This window comes from Thermorudis peleae, assembly GCF_000744775.1.
Taxonomy (GTDB): domain Bacteria; phylum Chloroflexota; class Chloroflexia; order Thermomicrobiales; family Thermomicrobiaceae; genus Thermorudis; species Thermorudis peleae.
The window spans coordinates 475,924-494,217 of the sequence record NZ_JQMP01000003.1 but is presented as its reverse complement, the minus strand read 5'-3'; the positions used below and the strand labels follow the sequence as shown (position 1 = coordinate 494,217).

Annotated in this window: 17 protein-coding genes and 1 riboswitch; of the genes, 13 read left to right on the top strand and 4 right to left on the bottom strand. The window is 62.8% G+C overall.

The window, feature by feature from the left end:
- Positions 1-52 precede the first annotated feature (52 nt).
- From N675_RS05235 to N675_RS05195, 9 genes are all read left to right on the top strand, one after another.
- Positions 53-874: an IclR family transcriptional regulator gene (locus N675_RS05235; RefSeq protein WP_038038376.1), complete on the top strand. Its 822-nt coding sequence runs from the start codon at positions 53-55 to the stop codon at positions 872-874.
- Complete coding sequence (locus N675_RS05230; protein ID WP_038038374.1) at positions 811-1,734, top strand: acetaldehyde dehydrogenase (acetylating); 924 nt, start codon at positions 811-813, stop codon at positions 1,732-1,734. The genes N675_RS05235 and N675_RS05230 overlap by 64 nt, the downstream gene beginning before the upstream one ends.
- Entirely contained in the window at positions 1,731-2,789 is a 1,059-nt protein-coding gene (gene dmpG / locus N675_RS05225; RefSeq protein WP_051914223.1) for a 4-hydroxy-2-oxovalerate aldolase, read from the top strand. The genes N675_RS05230 and dmpG overlap by 4 nt, the downstream gene beginning before the upstream one ends.
- On the top strand, positions 2,786-3,331 hold the full coding sequence (locus N675_RS05220; RefSeq protein WP_051914220.1) for a flavin reductase family protein: 546 nt from the start codon (positions 2,786-2,788) through the stop codon (positions 3,329-3,331). Before dmpG ends, N675_RS05220 begins: the two co-directional genes overlap by 4 nt.
- Before the next feature lie 23 nt (positions 3,332-3,354).
- On the top strand, positions 3,355-4,218 hold the full coding sequence (locus N675_RS05215) for an alpha/beta fold hydrolase (protein ID WP_038038373.1): 864 nt from the start codon (positions 3,355-3,357) through the stop codon (positions 4,216-4,218).
- Positions 4,219-4,221: 3 nt separating this feature from the next.
- Positions 4,222-4,419 carry a tautomerase family protein gene (locus tag N675_RS05210; protein ID WP_038038372.1) on the top strand — a complete coding sequence of 66 codons (198 nt, stop codon included), beginning with the start codon at positions 4,222-4,224 and terminating at the stop codon, positions 4,417-4,419.
- Positions 4,416-5,168 (top strand): 2-keto-4-pentenoate hydratase, encoded by a 753-nt coding sequence (locus N675_RS05205; protein WP_038038371.1) that lies wholly within the window; start codon positions 4,416-4,418, stop codon positions 5,166-5,168. Before N675_RS05210 ends, N675_RS05205 begins: the two co-directional genes overlap by 4 nt.
- Positions 5,161-5,973: a 2-keto-4-pentenoate hydratase gene (locus tag N675_RS05200; protein ID WP_038038370.1), complete on the top strand. Its 813-nt coding sequence runs from the start codon at positions 5,161-5,163 to the stop codon at positions 5,971-5,973. The genes N675_RS05205 and N675_RS05200 overlap by 8 nt, the downstream gene beginning before the upstream one ends.
- Positions 5,974-6,051: 78 nt before the next feature.
- Entirely contained in the window at positions 6,052-7,038 is a 987-nt protein-coding gene (locus N675_RS05195; protein WP_038038369.1) for a ring-cleaving dioxygenase, read from the top strand.
- Between the two features lie 84 nt (positions 7,039-7,122).
- Here N675_RS05195 and N675_RS05190 read toward each other — a convergent pair whose 3' ends face one another.
- Together N675_RS05190 and N675_RS05185 are read right to left on the bottom strand one after the other, a co-directional pair.
- Complete coding sequence (locus tag N675_RS05190; RefSeq protein WP_038038368.1) at positions 7,123-7,734, bottom strand: superoxide dismutase; 612 nt, start codon at positions 7,732-7,734, stop codon at positions 7,123-7,125.
- A gap of 116 nt (positions 7,735-7,850) precedes the next feature.
- A complete protein-coding gene (locus tag N675_RS05185; RefSeq protein ID WP_231577943.1) occupies positions 7,851-9,470 on the bottom strand; it encodes an amidase in 1,620 nt (539 codons plus the stop codon).
- 153 nt (positions 9,471-9,623) lie between these two features.
- Between N675_RS05185 and N675_RS05180 the strand changes: the two genes are divergently transcribed.
- Complete coding sequence (locus N675_RS05180) at positions 9,624-10,304, top strand: RraA family protein (protein WP_038038367.1); 681 nt, start codon at positions 9,624-9,626, stop codon at positions 10,302-10,304.
- Here N675_RS05180 and N675_RS05175 read toward each other — a convergent pair.
- Positions 10,301-10,861, bottom strand: coding sequence for an OsmC family protein (locus tag N675_RS05175; RefSeq protein ID WP_081886880.1), 561 nt, complete (start codon positions 10,859-10,861; stop codon positions 10,301-10,303). The two genes, N675_RS05180 and N675_RS05175, sit on opposite strands and share 4 nt — an antisense overlap.
- A 307-nt stretch (positions 10,862-11,168) precedes the next feature.
- Between N675_RS05175 and N675_RS14275 the strand changes: the two genes are divergently transcribed.
- Positions 11,169-13,988 carry a right-handed parallel beta-helix repeat-containing protein gene (locus N675_RS14275; RefSeq protein WP_197066271.1) on the top strand — a complete coding sequence of 940 codons (2,820 nt, stop codon included), beginning with the start codon at positions 11,169-11,171 and terminating at the stop codon, positions 13,986-13,988.
- Positions 13,989-14,201: 213 nt separating this feature from the next.
- On the opposite strand, the gene N675_RS13605 is transcribed toward N675_RS14275, so the two are convergent.
- Positions 14,202-15,800 (bottom strand): dynamin family protein, encoded by a 1,599-nt coding sequence (locus tag N675_RS13605; RefSeq protein WP_051914219.1) that lies wholly within the window; start codon positions 15,798-15,800, stop codon positions 14,202-14,204.
- A 41-nt stretch (positions 15,801-15,841) separates the two neighbouring features.
- Positions 15,842-15,917: riboswitch (Fluoride riboswitch) on the bottom strand.
- Between the two features lie 127 nt (positions 15,918-16,044).
- Here N675_RS13605 and rlmN point away from each other — a divergent pair.
- Both rlmN and N675_RS05155 read left to right on the top strand, forming a co-directional pair.
- The gene (gene rlmN / locus N675_RS05160; RefSeq protein WP_051914559.1) at positions 16,045-17,181 is read left to right on the top strand and encodes a dual-specificity RNA methyltransferase RlmN; all 1,137 of its coding nucleotides are present in this window, start codon (positions 16,045-16,047) and stop codon (positions 17,179-17,181) included.
- Positions 17,182-17,474: 293 nt separating this feature from the next.
- Entirely contained in the window at positions 17,475-18,287 is an 813-nt protein-coding gene (locus N675_RS05155) for a GntR family transcriptional regulator (protein WP_231577942.1), read from the top strand.
- Positions 18,288-18,294: the final 7 nt, after the last annotated feature.

Sequence of the window (18,294 nt, the reverse complement as noted above, 5' to 3'; positions counted from 1 at the left end):
CGTTGATGACGACCACACACTGCCATAGGATGAGAACAGTGAGGGGCTGACCATGCTACAGACAGTCATCAAAGCATCCCAAGTCCTACGACTCTTCACCCCCCAACGCCCGGAATGGGGTGTCACTGAAGTCGCCGAGGCTCTCGGCTTGCCCAAGTCCGGCGCACATGAATTCCTGTCTTCCCTGGCGGCAAGTGGCCTCCTCCAGCGGACGAGCGCTGGTCGTTATCGGCTCGGCTGGACACTCTTCGAACTCGCACAAACCCTCGCCAACACGAGTGAGCTGCGGACGGAAGCCCACCGCGTCATGGAAGAGCTTGTCGCTGGCTGGGGGGAAACAGCCCATCTCGCCGTCCTCGTCGACGGTCAAGTCCTCTATGTCGACAAACTCCGTGGCGACCGCGGACTCGAGATCATCCTCTCCCGCGTCGGCGGACGCCTCTACGCCCATTGCAGCGGCGTCGGCAAAGTGCTCCTTGCATCACGCCCCTGGGAAGAAGTCGAGGCCATCGTCCAGCGCCAAGGACTCCCCGCCCTCACGCCTCACACGATCACCAGCCTCACACGACTCCGTGAGGAACTCGCACGCGTGCGTGAGCAAGGCTACGCCTATGACCAAGAAGAGGCGATGATCGGCCTGTGCTGTGCCGCCGCTCCGATTCGCGACGAACACGGCCAGGTCGTCGCAGCCATGAGCCTTTCGGTACCCGCTCATCGCTTCTATCCGAACCAGCACCGCTTCACGACGGCAATTGTGCAGGCTGCCCGGCGTGTCTCTGAACACCTCGGCTACTTTGGAGAGGAGTGGACATGGAACAGTCACAACGGATCAAGGTCGCGATCCTCGGCACGGGCAACATCGGCACGGACCTGATGTACAAGATCCTGCGCGATCCCGGCCACCTCGAATTAGCGCTCTTCGCCGGGATCGATCCACAGTCCGAAGGCATCGCGCGTGCCCGGGCGCTCGGAATCCCCACCAGCACTGAGGGGATTACGGCCGTGCTTGCCGACCCAGAGATCAAGCTCGTCTTCGACGCCACCAGCGCCAAGGCACACGTGCGCCACGCCAAGCTGCTCCGCGAAGCCGGCAAAATCGCCATCGACCTCACCCCAGCCGCCCGCGGCCCCTACGTCGTGCCGCCAGTCAACCTCGGCGCGCACCTCGATAAGGACAACGTCAACCTCATCACCTGCGGCGGCCAGGCCACCATCCCGCTGGTCTATGCCGTCAGCCGGGTCACCCCAGTGCGCTACGCCGAAATCGTCTCCACCGTGGCCAGCCGATCAGCCGGTCCCGGCACCCGGCAGAACATCGACGAATTTACCTTCACCACTGCCCGCGGGCTCGAAGCCCTCGGCGGCGCCGAGCAGGGCAAGGCGATCATCATCCTCAACCCAGCTGAGCCACCGATCATCATGACCAACACGATCTACGTCATCCCCGCCGGCGACTTCGATGAGGGCGCCGTCCTCGCTTCCATCAGCCAGATGGTGGCAGAAGTCCAGCGCTATGTGCCCGGCTATCGGCTCAAGGCCGAACCGGTCATCGATCGTCGCTTCACCCCATGGGGTGAGCGCCCCGTCATCGCCATGCTGCTCGAAGTCGAAGGCGCTGGCGACTTCCTGCCCCCCTACGCCGGCAACCTCGACATCATGACCTCAGCCGCCAAGCGCGTCGGCGAACTCTTCGCCCAGCACCTGCTGGGCGTTCGTGCGGAGGTGCTCGCATGAAGGCTCCACGCCTGACGGATACTACCCTGCGCGACGGCTCACACGCCATGAGCCACCAGTTCACCCGTGAGCAGGTGGCGGCCATCACCCAAGCGCTCGATGAGGCAGGCGTTCCCGTCATCGAGGTTACCCACGGCGACGGACTCGCTGGCAGCTCCATCCAGTACGGCTTCTCCGGCACCAACGAACTCGACCTCATCGCCACCGCACGCGAGCACGCCACACGTGCCAAGATCGCCGCGCTGCTCATCCCGGGCATCGGCACCCGCAAGGAGCTGCGTGAAGCCGTCGCCGCTGGCGTTCAGGTCGTGCGTATCGCCACCCACTGCACCGAAGCCGATATCTCCGAACAGCACTTCGGCCTAGCCAAAGAGCTTGGCCTGGAAACAGTCGGCTTCCTCATGATGGCCCACATGCGGCCACCGGAGTTCCTCGCCGAGCAGGCCAAACTCATGGAGTCCTATGGCGCCGATTGTGTCTACATCGTCGATTCGGCCGGCGCGATGCTCCCGCAGGATGCCTTTGCGCGGGTCAAAGCCCTCAAAGACGCGCTGACGATCCAGGTCGGCTTCCATGCACACAACAACCTCGGCTTAGCCATCGGCAACACCCTGGCCGCGCTCGAAGCCGGCGCCGACCAGATCGACGGATGTCTCCGCGGCTTTGGCGCCGGCGCCGGTAACGCCGCAACGGAACTCCTTGCCGCCGTGCTCGACCGCCTCGGTATCAACCCCGGGCTCGATGTCTTCAAGCTCATGGATGCCGCCGAATACATCGTCGCCCCGATCATGCCCTATCAGCCCTTCCCCGATCGCGACGCCATCACGATCGGCTATGCTGGGGTCTACTCCACGTTCCTGCTCCACGCTCGACACATCGCCGCCGAGTTTGGCCTCGACCCACGTGAACTGCTCGTCGAACTCGGGCGACGCCAGGCCGTGGCCGGACAGGAAGACTGGATCTTGGATGTCGCCGTCGATCTCGCACGGCGCAAGGGCCAGGCGAACGCTGCTCAACCAACACCAGCCGTTGCACCAGAAGGAGGATCCGCATGACGCTCCCAGCCCGACAGCCGAACCCTCCAGAACCGACCGCCCCTGTTCCCCTCGACCCCAAGCGGTTTCGCCGTACGCTCGGCCGGTTCGCGACGGGTGTCACGGTCGTTACGGCTGCTCAAGGCGAAGGCGTCCATGGCATGACTGCCAACGCGTTCATGTCCGTCTCCCTCGACCCACCACTGGTCGCCATCGCCGTCGATCGCCGAGCTCGCATGCACGCCCTCCTCGACCAGCAAGACCGGTATGGCATTAGCGTGCTTGCCCGCGACCAGGAGGCAGCCGCCCGCCACTTTGCGGGCAAGCCCCAGCCGGGCTACATCCCAACATTCCAGTGGGTCGAGGGTATCCCGTTACTTGACGGCGCCGTCGCCCACCTTGCCTGCGACGTCTGGGCGCGCGTCCCAGCCGGTGACCACACGCTGTTCATCGGCCATGTCCGCTGGCTCAACTACTGGGATCGTGAGCCACTCATCTTCTTCGGCGGCGATTTCCGCTGTCTTGAAGTCCAATTCCACGATACGAGCATGTGGTGGTGGTAACCGCGCATCAGAAGGGAAGGGGAATGACAACACAGACTCCGGTCACGGAACACGACCTGACAGTCGGCTCCTATCGTACCCACATCTATCGCAGCGGAGCCGGGAACCGCGAGGCCGTGCTCTTTATCCATGGCTCCGGCCCCGGCGCAAATGGCTGGGCCAACTGGCAGTATGCTCTCCCAGCGCTCGGCGACACCTTCGACTGCATCGCCTTCGATCTCGTCGGCTTTGGCCGCAGTGCCCACCCCGACCCTGCGCCCCAGGGCGCTGCCGCCTGGCTCCCGCTCTGGATCGAGCAGTCGCTCGGCCTCCTCGACGCGCTCAACATCTCCCATGCACACCTGGTCGGCAACTCGCTCGGCGGCGCACTTGCCCTTCACCTGCTCACCCACGCACCACAGCGCTTCGACCGCGCCATCCTCATGGGCCCCATCGGCGTGCCCTTCCCCATTACCGAAGGACTCGATGGCGTTTGGGGCTTCTATGACGACCCAACCCTTGAACGACTGACCCAGATCTTCCGTTGGTTCGTCTTCGACCCCCAGCACGTTGGTGGCGATCTCGAAGCCATTGCCCGCCAACGCTACGGCGCGGCAACTGCCCCGGAAGCTGCCCGCAGCTTTGCCGCCATGTTCCCTCCGCCCCGCCAGCAGCACGTCGACGCCCTCGTCGTGCCCGAAGACGCCATTGCGCACATCGAACAACCAGTCCTCCTCGTCCACGGCCGCGATGACGTCATCGTCCCGCTCGACACAAGCCTCACGCTCCTGCGCCAGCTGCCACGGGTTCAGTTGCACGTCTTCGGCCAGTGCAGCCACTGGGTGCAGATCGAACAGCGTGACGCCTTCAACGCCCTGGTCCGTTGGTTCCTCACTGTGGAGCGCTGAACGATGCTCGTCCTGCGTGTCACCATGCTAGAAGGTCGCACCCGCGAGCAAAAACGTGCGCTTATTCGCCGGCTCTCCGAAGCTGCTGCCCAACATCTCGGCTGGCCGCTCGAAGCCATTCGCGTCATCATCGTCGAAGTCAGCAAAGACAACTGGGGCAGCGGCGGGCAATCCATGGCTGAGCGAGAGGAACGCGCATGACCCTCTCCACCCATGAACAGCACTGGCTCGAGGCGATTCAACGAGCACGCGCCGAGCGCCGGACGCTCCCGAGCGGGAGTCTTCCGCCTCCCCTCGACCTCACAGGCGCCTACCGCGTCCAGGCCGCGCTCCGCGGTGACCGACAGCTCATCGGCTACAAGCTCGGCCTCGTCAGCCCCAGCAAACAAGCGCAAATGGGCCTCACCGCACCGATCACCGGCTGGCTGAGCGCCGACATGCTCCACCAATCATCCGTTGTGCTCAACCATTTCCTTCAACCCCGCATCGAACCGGAAGTCGCCGCCGTGCTTCAGGCAGACATCCCTCCCGACGCTACCCCCGGACGTGCACTCCTCGCAGTCGGCGCGTGGCTTCTTGCCGTTGAAATCCTCGATAGCATCTGGGAAGGCTACCATTTCACTGCCCCCGAAGTCGTCGCCGACAACGCTTCCGGCGGCGCAATCCTGCTCGGTGAGCGCGCACTCGACTGGCCCTTCGATGGAGAACTTCGCCTCACGATCAACGGCCAAGACGTTGCCGCCGGCCCAATCGCAGCCCTTGGCGACTTGCCAGCGCAGCTCTGCTGGCTTGCCCAGCAAGTCGGCGGCCTGCATACTGGCCAGGTCATCATGTTCGGCTCCCCAGCGCCAGCCGTGCCGCTTCACCCCGGCACCGTCGCCTTGCTCGGGCCAGCAAGCGCGACCCTCGTCTTTGCTGTCACCCAGCACGAGGAGAAGAGCAATGGTTGAAACACACGTACTCGATGACCAGCGCGTTGCCGACCTCGCTGCCCAGTTCGAACACGCATGGAGCACTCGCACAACCATCCCGCCCCTCTCGGAGACACTCGGCCTCGCTGATCCCGCGGCCGCCTACGCCATTCAGACCCAATGGACCGCAATGCGCCTTGCCAACGGCGAGCGGATCCTCGGTCGCAAAATCGGACTGACCAGCCTCGCCATGCAGCAACAACTCGGCGTACATGAACCCGACTACGGCAGCCTCTGGGCGTCGCGGTATGTCCCCGCCGAACGCGGGCTTGCCGTCGCCCCCGCCAGCTGGTTTATTCAGCCACGCGTCGAAGGCGAACTCGCCTTCCTCATCGGCCGCCGCCTCGCTGGCCCAGGCGTCACGCTCCAACACGTCCTCGCCGCTACCGAAGCCATCGCCGTCGCGATCGAAATCGTCGATAGCCGGATCGAAGACTGGCGCATTAAACTCGTCGATACTGTGGCTGATAACGCCTCCTATGGTGGGTTTACTCTCGGCCCCTGGAGTCGGGCACTCCGCACCGCTGACCTGCGCACCATCGGCATGGTGCTGAGCCAGAACGGCCGCCCAGCTGTCGAGGGTATCGGCGCAGCCGCCCTCGGCCACCCGGCCCGCTGTGTTGCCTGGCTGGCCAACAAGCTCGCCGAGTTCGGCATCGCCCTTGAGCCCGGCGATATCGTGCTCTCCGGCTCCCTCGCCCGCGCACTGCCCGCCCGTGCCGGCGACGTCTTTACCGTCGAAATGCACGGGCAACCCCCACTTCTACTCCGTTTTACCGAGTAAGTAGCATCCGCAGAGCAAGAGCGTCATCGTCTGTGGCATCCTTGGAACGTAAACACCGAAAGGAAGGAGCCACAGACGATGACCACATCCCAAACCGAGACCGAGCTTACCCTTACTGGCCTGCACCACGTGACCGCAGTCACGGGGCGAGCGAGCGAGAACGTCTGGTTTTATACCCAGGTGCTCGGGCTGCGACTCGTCAAAAAGACAGTCAATCAAGACGATGTCTCAGCCTACCACCTCTTCTACGCCGACCGCATCGGCTCACCCGGCACCGATGTCACCTTCTTCGACTGGCCCAAGCTGCCGCCCCATCGCCCAGGCGCTGGCGATATCTCCCTCATCGCACTCCGCGTCCCGAGCGAAGACGCCCTTGCCTATTGGCGTGAGCGCCTGGCCAACGTTGGCCGCCCCGTCGAAGAGCGAGAAAGCCTCGATGGCCGCCGCCTCCTAGCCTTTACCGACCCCGAAGGACAGCGCCTCGCCCTCGTCGATGACCAGGGCGCACCCGGCGGCGGCATTCCCTGGGAGCACAGCCCCGTGCCCCCCGAGGTCGCTATCCGCGGTTTAGCCTTTGTCACCCTAACTGTCAGGCAGCTTGCCCGCACGCAACACGTGCTCGAGGAGTTGCTCGGCTTCCGCCGCACCCTGCATCGTCAGGATAACGGCATCGAACAGGTTCTCTTTGAGACTGGCCCTGGCGGCCCTGGGGCGCAAGTTGTCGTTGAAGTACACCCAGGCCTGCCGCTCGCAGACCTTGGCACCGGCGGCGTCCATCACGTTGCCTTCCGCACCCCGGACGATGCGACACACCGCCGTTGGCGTGAGCGTATCGCAGCCGCGGGCTTCTCCGTCACCCCGCAAATCGACCGCTTCTACTTCCGTTCTCTCTACTTCCGTGAGCCAGGCGGCATCCTCTTTGAAATCGCCACCGATGGTCCTGGCTTCGCAACCGACGAAGACCCCGAACATCTCGGCGAGCGCTTGTCCTTACCGCCGTTCCTCGAGCCCTACCGCGCCCAAATCGAAGCCAACCTCCGCCCTATCGACATCACCGTCCGCTAGCGCGTACCTGCACCACAGGAAACGAACCGTCCCTCCGGTGTATCAGGCCGGAGGGACGGTTCGTCGTTGCACATTCCTGCAGGACTACTTCAGCCCAGCCCGATACCGCTCAGCCACCGCGTCCCAGTTGACAACATTCCACCAGTTCGCGATGTACTCTGCACGGCGGTTCTGATACTTCAGGTAGTAGGCATGCTCCCACACGTCCAACCCCATCACCGGGTAGAGGTTGTCCATGTAGGGGCTGTCCTGATTCGGCCGGGTCACAATCTCCAGCTTGCCATTGTTCAAGACAAGCCATGCCCAGCCACTGCCGAACACCCCAGCTGCCGCAGCTGAGAACTGATCTTTAAACGCCTGGAAGCTGCCAAACGTCTGATTGATCGCCTCAGCCAGCTCACCCTTCGGCTCGCCGCCAGCATTCGGCCCCATAATCGTCCAGAAGATGCTGTGGTTGGCATGCCCGCCACCGTTGTTGCGCACAGCAGTGCGAATATCTTCCGGAATCTGCTGAATGTTCCGCAGCAAGTCCTCAACGCTCCGCCCCTCGAGCTCTGGGTGCTTTTCAATCGCCGCGTTGAGGTTGCGGACATAGGTGCCATGGTGCCCGTTGTAGTGCACGTCCATGGTCTTGGCATCAATGTACGGCTCGAGTGCGTCATACGGATACGGCAACGGCGGAAGCTCGAACGGCATCGCTTCCCTCCCTTTCACTTCATCACCAGCTCCGTGAGCTTTCCCAATCTCGTGCGCCCACCGAGCTGCCACGCGAACCGTCCAGCCGCATTATGGCACAGACAGCCCGTTCGTCGTCAAGCAACCAGTGGAGGATCGCCGGGGCCGAGTCCCGCCGCTTCAACCACCGCCCCAGCGCGCAGCACCGTCGCCTCCTCCCATGGCCGTCCGACCAGCTGCACACCAACCGGCAGCCCTGTCTCCGCCAGACCACCGGGCAGCGACAGCGCCGGCCACCCCAGCGCATTGAACGGGCTTGTATGCCACGTATTCCGCACAATCACACCAAGCGGCGGCGCGGGATGCGGTACGGTCGGCAAGAGCAGGAGGTCAAGCACACGCATCCGCTCGACCATCTGCTGGCGAAGTTGTGCCCGCCAACGCTGCGCGAGCAAGTACGAACCCGGCGGATACGCCAGTGTCGCCAGTAGCCGAGCCCGGAGAAACGCCCCATACGCCTCCCGCTGCGTACGCAACCAGGGCAGGTGCACCACCTGCGCCTCAAGCCCAATCAGCACGCTGTTGATGACGCGGAGCGCGCTCAGCTCCGGCACCGTTACGTCCTCAATCAGCGCACCAGCATCTGCCAGTGCTGCTGCGGCCCGCTCGCACGCTGCCATCACCTCCGGCTCACCCAGCGGCTCTGTGCCACCATCGCCACGAACCACACCAACGTGCAGTCCGCGCACGTCGGCTGAGAACGCCGGCATCCCCCACGACGATGTCCGGCTTGTCCGTGGGTCAGCTGGATCAGGCCCAGCAATCGCTGCCAGCACCAGCGCAGCGTCGGCCACACTCCGCGTCATCGGGCCAAGATGGTCAAGCGACCACGAGAGCGGCACTGCCCCGGCCAAACTCACCCGACCAAACGTCGGTTTTAACCCAACAATCCCACAAAACGTCGCCGGAATCCGGATTGACCCTCCCGTATCTGAGCCAAGCGCTGCCACCACCATCCCAGCTGCAACCGCTGCCCCCGACCCGCTCGACGACCCACCGGCGTCGCGCGTCCGATCCCATGGATTACGCGTCGGGCCATAGTGCGGGTTATCCGAAGCCGGACTATACGCAAACTCTGTCAACCGCGTCTTCCCAAGGACAATCGCGCCGGCCTGCCGCAGCCTGTTCACGACTGACGCATCTCGTTCAGCAAGGCGGTCAGCCAACAGCCGCCCGCCGGCCGTCGTTGGCGTACCAGCAAGGTCAAGCAAATCCTTGACGGCAACCGGAATCCCATGCAACGGCCCGTGGTCTTCGCCCCGGGCTAATGCGGCGTCAGCCTCCCGGGCAGCAGCCCGCGCTTCATCCTCCAGCACACACTGGAACGCATTGAGATGCGGATCCAACCGAGCAATCTGCTCAAGCGCCTGCTCAACGAGTTCGGCCGCGGAGACCTCACGGCGGCGCAAGCGTACCGCCAATTCGGCCAGCGTCGGCAATTGCCCCCGCGGGTGCACTGCCGGCATTGTGATCGGCTCCGCTGGAGCCGTCTGTTCCACTGGCGCTGCCATCGGTTCCCACAAGAAGTCAGGCAACGTATCAGGCAGTGGCGCATGCGCAAGCCACGCAGCAAACGCCTGGGGCATCGCAAGAAAGCCCTGTTCCATCATCACCTGCAGGTCGTCCTCGCTAACCTCGATCCCAAGCTGCGCGGCATTCGTAAGCACTCGCCGCTGCATCGTCCCCTCGTCCACCACCGCGTTCCTCCTTCCCACTAGTCGTCACCCTGGGTTGTCGCATAGCTCTCCCCTCCGCGCAAGGCGACAACCGAGCGAGCATATGCGAAGATAAGCGGGCAACAAGGAACGATGCAGGAGCGAGATGCAGAAATGAGAGAGGAGAGATAAACAATGGCTGATGCTCCACTCAGCCCGGCAGTCCTGAAGGCGCTTGCCACCCTTTCAACGCCGACCATCGCCAACGCAATCGAACAGTTCAACGTGCGCCCACGCAACGTCGGCTTTATGGACGCCAGCATCCGCTGCATGTTCCCGCACTTCGGCCCAATGGTCGGCTATGCTGTCACGGCCAAGATCCGCGCGGCTCAGCCAGCCGGGCCAGGCGAAGCCATCCCACGCCGGGCAATGTGGGAGTACATCCTGACTATCCCTGAACCACGGATCGTCGTCATCGAAGACCTTGACAACCCGCCAATCGGCTCATTTTGGGGCGAAGTGAACGTCAGCATCCACCGCGCGCTCGGCTGCATCGGCACCGTCACCAACGGCGGCGTGCGAGACCTCGACGAGGTTGAGCGCCTCGGCTTCCACTTCTTCGCTAACCAGGTTCAGGTCTCGCACGCCTACGTCCACGTCGTCGAATTTGGCACCCCGGTCACCGTTGGCGGGCTGACTGTTCACCCTGGCGATCTCCTCCATGGCGACAAGCACGGCGTCATCCAGATCCCAATCGACATCGCTCCCGACGTCTTCCGTGCCGCTAAGGAGGTCGAAGCGCGTGAACGCCGAATCATCGACCTCTGCCACTCGCCAGAATTCAGCATTGAAAAGTTGGCCGAACTGTACGGCTAGGCATTCCCCGCAGCATCGCTGTTCGCGCTCTCTGCTTGCTCCGCGCCGTCACCCACGGCCTCAACGGTAATCGGCGGCGGAGCAAGGAGGGTCTGTAACACAACACAGAACTGCTCCGTCCGCGCACGGAGCCGGGCGAGTCGATCAGGAGGCGCATCCGGCGCGTCAATCGCCACCCGCAGCCGGATCGCCTCAAACCCAACCGGCACCTCGCGCGCAACGCCCATCGAACCACGCATGTCAAGCTCGCCCTCAGCGGTCACAGTAATCCGCTCGACCGGCACACCTGTCGCCGCCGCAACCATCTGGCACGTCAGCTGTGCGCACGCTGCCAGTGCCCCCAAGAGCAAGTCGCCTGAGCACGGCGCCTGCCCAGGACCACCCGCCATCGGATGTGCCTCAGCGGTAATCTGCCCACGCCCCAAATCGACAGTGCAGCGAAGCGGCGAATCTGTCTGTGAAGCCGTCGCGCGCAAGATGAGCTTTGCCGACGCCGGATCAGCTCGATATTGGTCCTTCAGCGGCTGCTGCAACGCCCGCAAATCGACTGTCGCCATCGCAACCCTTCACCCTTCCTGAGTCATCGTCCTCACGCGTGCACGCGTGTATGCTACCGTAGGCATACCATCCCCCACTGCCCCACGTCGCCCCTCAGCCACCGCGTAACTTTTGCACTCCAGCATCGTTCTATTGTATTAGGAGAGCAGAAGAGAACCAACCCATCAGCAGTGAGAGAGAACCATGATACGGCACGACAATCCAGTTGATCATCGATGGCACGACGGCGCGCGCGGACCACCAGCCAATCCAGAGAAGCTGAGGCAACGATCAGTGACCACAGCGCGGAGAGAAAGGACTGGAGCAATGCGCAATCGCAGAGCGCTTTATCGGCCACGATGGCTGCACCGACTCACCCTTGCTTTTGCACTCACCATTGCCAATCTTCTCCTCCCCCTCGGCCTGCTGCCTGTTGCAGCAGCCAATAACGCCACCATTGCCTTAGTCACACCCTCAAGCGTCCAACAAGGCGATCCCGGTCCGCTCGTGATCAGCACGCCGACCCCCCAGGACGCCTTCGCCCTGAAAGACTGGGGAAACGGCAATCAGTTTTATCGAGTTGGACTAAGCATCACTGCCGGATCCCAGGACCTTAGTGGCTTGCAAGTTCAGGTCGCCGTCCAAGTAAACATTGCCCAGGGGTCTCCCTTAGACCTCTCGTATTGGGACGGAAACAACTGGCAATCTGTTAATCCATCCAATCAACAAAATCCAAACACCTTCTTTTACACCTTCCCAGCAGCACCTGGCTTTTCAGTACCTGCCAATCAGACCAAAACCTTCCAACTTAGGATCGGTTTCCTCAATACACAGTCGAACAAAACATATCAAATAACCATAAATCTTATCGGAGCTTCAGCAAACTCACTGTCCTACACACTCAACGCGGGAATTAGCGCCGCGGTCAACGCCGCCAGTGCAAACAGCACGATCCGCGTCGCACCAGGCACCTACCAGGAACAGGTTACGGTCAACAAGAACCTGACAATCCAGGGCAGTAGCCAGTCTGGCTCTGGGGCCACCGTACTCACCCCGCCATCCTCACTCTCGCCAACGTCCTGCAACGGCCCGGTGACCGCCGCCGTTGGCGTCGTTGGACCAGCAAGCACCGCCACGTTGCAGAATCTCGCCATCGACTACAGCAGCCAGAACGGCGCAGTTGGGGTCCTCTTCTGCGGCGTGAACGGCAATGCCAGTAACCTGACCATCAAAGCCGACACCGGCGTGCTCGCCGACAATTCCGGCAGCAACACTGCCCACACTGTCGCCCTAAACGGGCTGACCGTGACACTCGGCAATAATGTCGGCGCAGCAATGAAGGGCGTCGGCAACAATGGCAACCTGACATTCAACGTGAGCAACAGCACCGTCAATGGCGGCAACAACGCCAACCAGTCGGGCATTGCGCTCACCTCAGCCACCGGCACGCTGCAAGGGAACACCATCAAGAACGTTAGCCAGGGCAACGCCATCGCGATTGCCAATACAAATGGCCCTGTCTCTGTCACCAACAACACGCTGGCTGGCAACGCCACGGGCATCAGCCTGACCGGCGTGACGAACGTCACCGTCAACGGCAACACCATCACCTCGCCAGCTAGCGGCACGGGCATCGCTGCCACTGACAGCACGGCAACCATCCAGGGCAACACCATTCAGAACGGCGCGATCGGCATCGCCGTTGCGACAGCCAGCGGTAGCGCCAACGTGACGGCAAACAGCAACGTCATCACGGGCACGACGAGCGCCGCCCTTAGCCGCGATGCCACGAACAACGCGACCGGTACCATCTTCAACGCCCATGGCAACCGCATCGTGATCAACAACGGGTTCAACGCCAAGAGCGTCGGCGGAACCTCCGCAACCTTTGACGCCCGCTACAACTGGTGGGGCCAAAACATCCCGCCAGCGAACTCCTTCAACGGTAACGTCCTCTACCAGCCGACCCTCCAGCTCGTCCTGTCCGTCAACCCCTTGACGTTGCCACCCAACGGTCAAGCGCAGGTCATCGCGACCATCGCTGGCGGGGGCTACAACGTGCCAAACGGCACACCGGTCAGCTTCGGCACAAACCTCGCCATTGCCACAATCGCGCCAGTCAATGCCACCTTCTCCAACGGCCAGGCAACGGCGACCCTCACCGCACTGCAGAGCGGCGTCGTCTCGGTGTCAGCAACGGTTGATAACCAGACGATCTCGGTGCCAGTCACGATCACCCCTGCCGCGGCGCCAACGCTTACTCTTGTCCCAGCGACTCAGAACGTGACGGTCGGCAATCAAGCCCAGCTCACCGCAACACTCGTTAATCCAAGCGGTCCAGTGAGCAACATTACCATTACCGTTACCGTCACCGGCGCGAACCCGCGCACATTTTCCGTGGTCACGAACGCGAACGGCCAGGCGACTATCACCTATAGCGGCAGCAACGCGGGCACCGACACCGTGACCGCAACGGCGCAGGTCGCAGGCAACCCGACCGCCACCGCCACAGTTAACTGGACGGCCGCCGCGCCTCCGCCACCGCCACCCTCACCAGGCTTTGGCCCAGCGCAGCCGGCTGCCCCGAATCCCAGCCCAGCCTGCATCTACTTCCCGCAGACGCGCCATAACCTCTGCTTTGGCTTCCGAGCTTACTGGCAGCAGTTCGGCGGCCTGGCCATCTTCGGCTACCCGATCACCGAGGAGTTCCAGGAGAACGGCCTGACGGTGCAGTACTTTGAGCGGGCCCGCTTCGAGTGGCACCCAGGCCAGTTCCCGCAGCGCTACGACGTGCTGCTCGGCCTGCTCGGTGACGAAGTGACTGCTGGCCGCACGGATCCAGCCTTCCAGCCGGCTCAGCCCAACTCCAGCCCGGCCTGCATCTACTTCCCACAGACGCGCCATAACCTCTGCTCGGGCTTCCGCGCGTATTGGGAGCAGTTCGGCGGCCTGGCAACCTTCGGCTATCCAATCTCCGAGGAATTCCAGGAAGTCAACCCCGATACTGGCAAGGTCTATACCGTGCAGTACTTCGAGCGCGAGCGTTTCGAATGGCACCCCGGCGAATTCCCGCAGCGGTATGACGTGCTGCTCGGACGCCTCGGCGCCCAAGTCCTGCACAACCGCTACGGCACGCCGTATCCATAAGGCGATCCCTGCGGCCCAGCACGTGAGCGGGAAGGGATTTCCCCTTCCCGCTCATCGTTTCTCCGCCACCGTTGCCTGCTGCCCCCCAGAGACCACGCCCTCCAGTGCCGCACGAATCTGCTCCAGCTGAGCCAGCTCCGCCTGCAGCCGCACACGCAACGCCGCAACGGCATCCTCACCGTCCAACATCGCAGCCTGTACGGCCTCAACGCCTTACGTCAACGCCTCAAGAACCGCTGAGACCGCTGACTCAAGCACCGCCCGTCGCTCTTCAAGCTGCTCGGCAATCCACTGCCGCAGCGCATATCGCGCTGAACCGACCATCCGATCAGCATAGTCCTCGAGCCGGCGCTGTGCTCGCCAGAGGATGAGCCAACGTCCAATCCGCCCGGGCAAATGGCTCATCAACCACATCGACAATAATTCGAGCATGACCGGTTCATCAACAACCTGCAGCCGCGCATGTGCAGTCACGGGCACTGGCTCCGGTACCTGCACCTGCAACGCAGGGACAGCAAGCACGTCCTGGGCAAGCGCCTGCAAGGCGTCCAGCGCACGCTGCAGCGCTGCACGATACCGCTCTGTTATCGCTCCAAGCACGTCAAGCAGCGCCGGCTCCTCGCGTTGCATCCACGCCACGGTCGTCGAACGCAGCGTCTCAACAATCCAGTGGCCTCCTGCCCGCACCTGCGCCCTCAGCGAGCGCTCGCTCCCTTCCATGATCAGCGCAGGCAATTGGTTCGCCAGTGCAAGCAGTTCAGCGCGCAAGGTCGGTAACGCTGATCCAAGATGCTGATCCACCAGTCGAGCCTGTGCCACGCGCAACAAGGCATCGCGCTCTTCACGAAGGACGTCGAGTTCTGCTACCCGCTGTCGAAACATATCGAGCCGGCGCGTAAGCTCCTCGCGCGAGGTCGCCAACCCAGCAAGCGTCGCTTGTCGCTGCTGTTCCGCCTCGCTGATGAGCATGTGCAGCTGATTCACCGCAGCCGAAACGAGCAGTGCTTCACGTGCCTGATAGACCTCCTGCACCAAAAACTGCTCGATCGCCTGGATGCCACTCTGCTCGATTCGTGCCGCATCTCCTGCTATCCGTCCTTCTAACGCAAGCAACGCGGAAACGGGAAGAATTGGACACGCTGGCACACGATCTGCCACCACCTTCCGCGTAAACGTTATGACGTCGGCAACATCCGCAGGGCTATAGCGATCAATCTTGTTCAGCACGATCAGCAGGCGGCGAGCGAAGCGTGCGACCTCCTCGAGGAACGCTCGTTCCTCAGCACTCATTGGCGGATCCACCGACAACACAAAGAGTGCCACATCTGCATCGGCCACAAATTCACGCGCAATCGCGGTATTGTGGACATAGGTCGACCCTATCCCCGGCGTATCAACGAGACGAATCCCGTGAGGAAGCCGTGCTGTTGGCACCTGGACCACTGCCGCAGCGACCCGCTTCGCGTTTGCCGGGTTTTCCGTTTCGGTAATGTACTCCCGAAGCTGCGCAATCGGGACCTCCGCTGTGCGCCCATCCTGAAACGTGATGGTCGCCGAGAATGCCGGACCAGCTTCGACATACGTGACGATCGCTGTCAATGGCACCATGCCCATCGGAAGGACTGGATAGCCAACGAGCGCGTTTACCAGCGTCGACTTGCCGCGTTTAAAATGTCCCAGCACTGCCACGTTCAGCGTTGTACGCATCAGACGATCGGCCAGGGCATGAACACGCTGAGCAGCTGCCGTCGTCGTTAGAAGCGGCTCCAGTTGTTGAAGCAGCGAACCAAGCATCGTCAGTGTCGTATCCATGCCAGTCCTCCACTTCACCACAACAAGAAAAGCTCCTGGCCGTACGGCCAGGAGCCATCAGCTGATCCGCAGTTCGGGCGCACCGCGCCACTGGCGGGCTCCATCGCCATGATCATTCGGCATCACAGTATAGCAGCCACCAGCACCGTGCTCTCAGCCACGCAGCCCTCACCTACGGCCTTGCCCTTCCCATGCTACACTTGCTGTCATGAGCAAGATCGATGTGACACAAGCATCACAAACGATGACGACGCCGACACCGCTACGCACCATACGCCCGCGCCGACCACGCCAGCAACGCCCAACCACGCTCCATGACCTCACGCTTGCCGAACTGGAGCAGCGGCTGGTTGCGCAGGGCCACCAACCCTACCGAGCCCGGCAACTCTTCCACTGGGCATACCAACAACTCGCTCTTGACTATCATGCCATGACGGTGCTCCCCAAAGCGCTGCGCCAGCAACTTGCCGAAACCCTGCCGCTCACAACGCTCCAGCTGACGCGCACCGTCACCAGCGACGACGGCGAAACCGAAAAGCTCCTCTTCCGTACCGTCGACGGTGAGCATGTCGAAACCGTCCTCATGTGCTATCCTGACCGAACCACTGTCTGTGTGTCCTGCCAGGTCGGCTGTGCGGTCGGTTGCGCCTTCTGCGCCACCGGCATGACTGGTCTCATCCGCAACCTCAGCGCCGGTGAAATCGTCTCCCAGGTTGTCTATGCCGCCCGGCTTGCCCGCGAGCGCGGCCGTACACTCACTAACATCGTCGTCATGGGAATGGGCGAGCCCTTCCAAAACTACGATGCTACGATGAAGGCGATCGCCATCCTGCATGATCCCGCTGGCTTTGGCCTCGGCGCCCGGCGGATCACCCTGTCAACGTCCGGCCTCGTCCCCTTCATCGACCGTCTCGCTGAGGAGCCCTACCAGGTGAAGCTGGCCATCTCGCTCCACGCGCCGGACGACGCACTCCGCTCACAACTCGTGCCAATCAACCGGCGCTATCCCATCGCCGAACTCCTCGCTGCCTGCCGGCGCTACGTCGCCAAGACTGGACGGCGCATCTCCTTTGAATACGTCCTCATTCGCGACGTCAACGACCAGGATCATCATGCCGAAGCCCTCGCGCGCTTGCTCCATGGCCTGCTTTGCCACGTGAACCTGATTCCACTCAATCCAACGCCTGCCGCCCCGCACCTTGCTCGCCCAACGCCAGACCGCATCGCACGCTTCGCCGCAATCCTGCACCGCCACGGCATCCCCGCCACTGTCCGCTACTCCCGCGGCGTCGACATTGCTGCCGCCTGCGGACAACTCCGCGCCCAAGCCGACGCGGAAGCAGCCATCGCTGCCACATCCTCGACCGATCAGCACGCCTAGCCTCTGCGCAACCCTCTCACGCCGTGCCGTATCCCCAAGACACGGCCGCACCACACCAAGCCCCACCGCCCTCGTGCCCCACTGCCCTCGCGTCCTGCTCTCCCGTAACCCACCGCACTGTTGCCTATCTCACGCGCTGTCCTGCACCCCTTCGCCCTTTTTGCCAAACAATCCACTCCCGCGCCCCTTCCACACCTGGGAGTTGACAACGCAGGGTTACATCGGTATACTGCCAACAAGAGGTGGTTATAACATCCGAACGTCTTGACCAATTGAAGCGAAGGATAGCCCACGTGCAGACGTGGAACGCGCAGCGCCCGTCGCTGCCAAAATACCGGCTGCTACAACAGGCACTCGAAGCGCGCATCGCGCAACTTCATCCCGGCGATCGCTTCCCCTCAGAGCGCGAACTCGAGCAAGAGTACGGCGTCAGCCGCATTACGGTGCGTCAGGCCCTGCAGCAACTCGTCCTCGCCGGCAAACTCGAACGCATCCAGGGCCGCGGCACCTTCGTCGCGCGCCCGAAGGTCGAGCAGGGACTCGTCCTCACCTCGTTTTCCGAAGAGATGCGCCGCCGTGGCCTCACACCAGGCAGCCGCACGCTCGCCAACCAGCACATTCCCGCCGATGCCGAACTCGCCGCTCGACTGGCGATCGCCGAAGGCGCGCCCGTCATCATGCTCACCCGACTACGCCTGGCCAACGGCGAACCCATGGCACTCGAAACGGTCTACATCTCTGCCGAACGCTTTCCCTTGCTCGCCGAAGCCGACCTCACCGACCGCTCGCTCTACGCTTGGCTGGCTGAGCACTACGGCATCGAACTCACCCACGGTGAGCAGACCATTGAAGCGGTCGTACTCACCCCACAAGAAGCTCGGCTGTTCGGCTTGCCACCCGGCTTGCCGGCCTTCCGCCAGGTGCGCTTAAGTTACGACCAATTCGATCGCCCTGTCGAACTCGTCCGTAGCCTCTATCGTGGCGACCGCTATAAGCTCTTCACACCGCTGACTCGACCGCCACAACTCGTCCTGACTGAACCCGACTGGACCTTCCCCGAACAGCTCAATGTCGCAGCGGACACGCATCAATCGATCGGTACCTAGCGCAGAG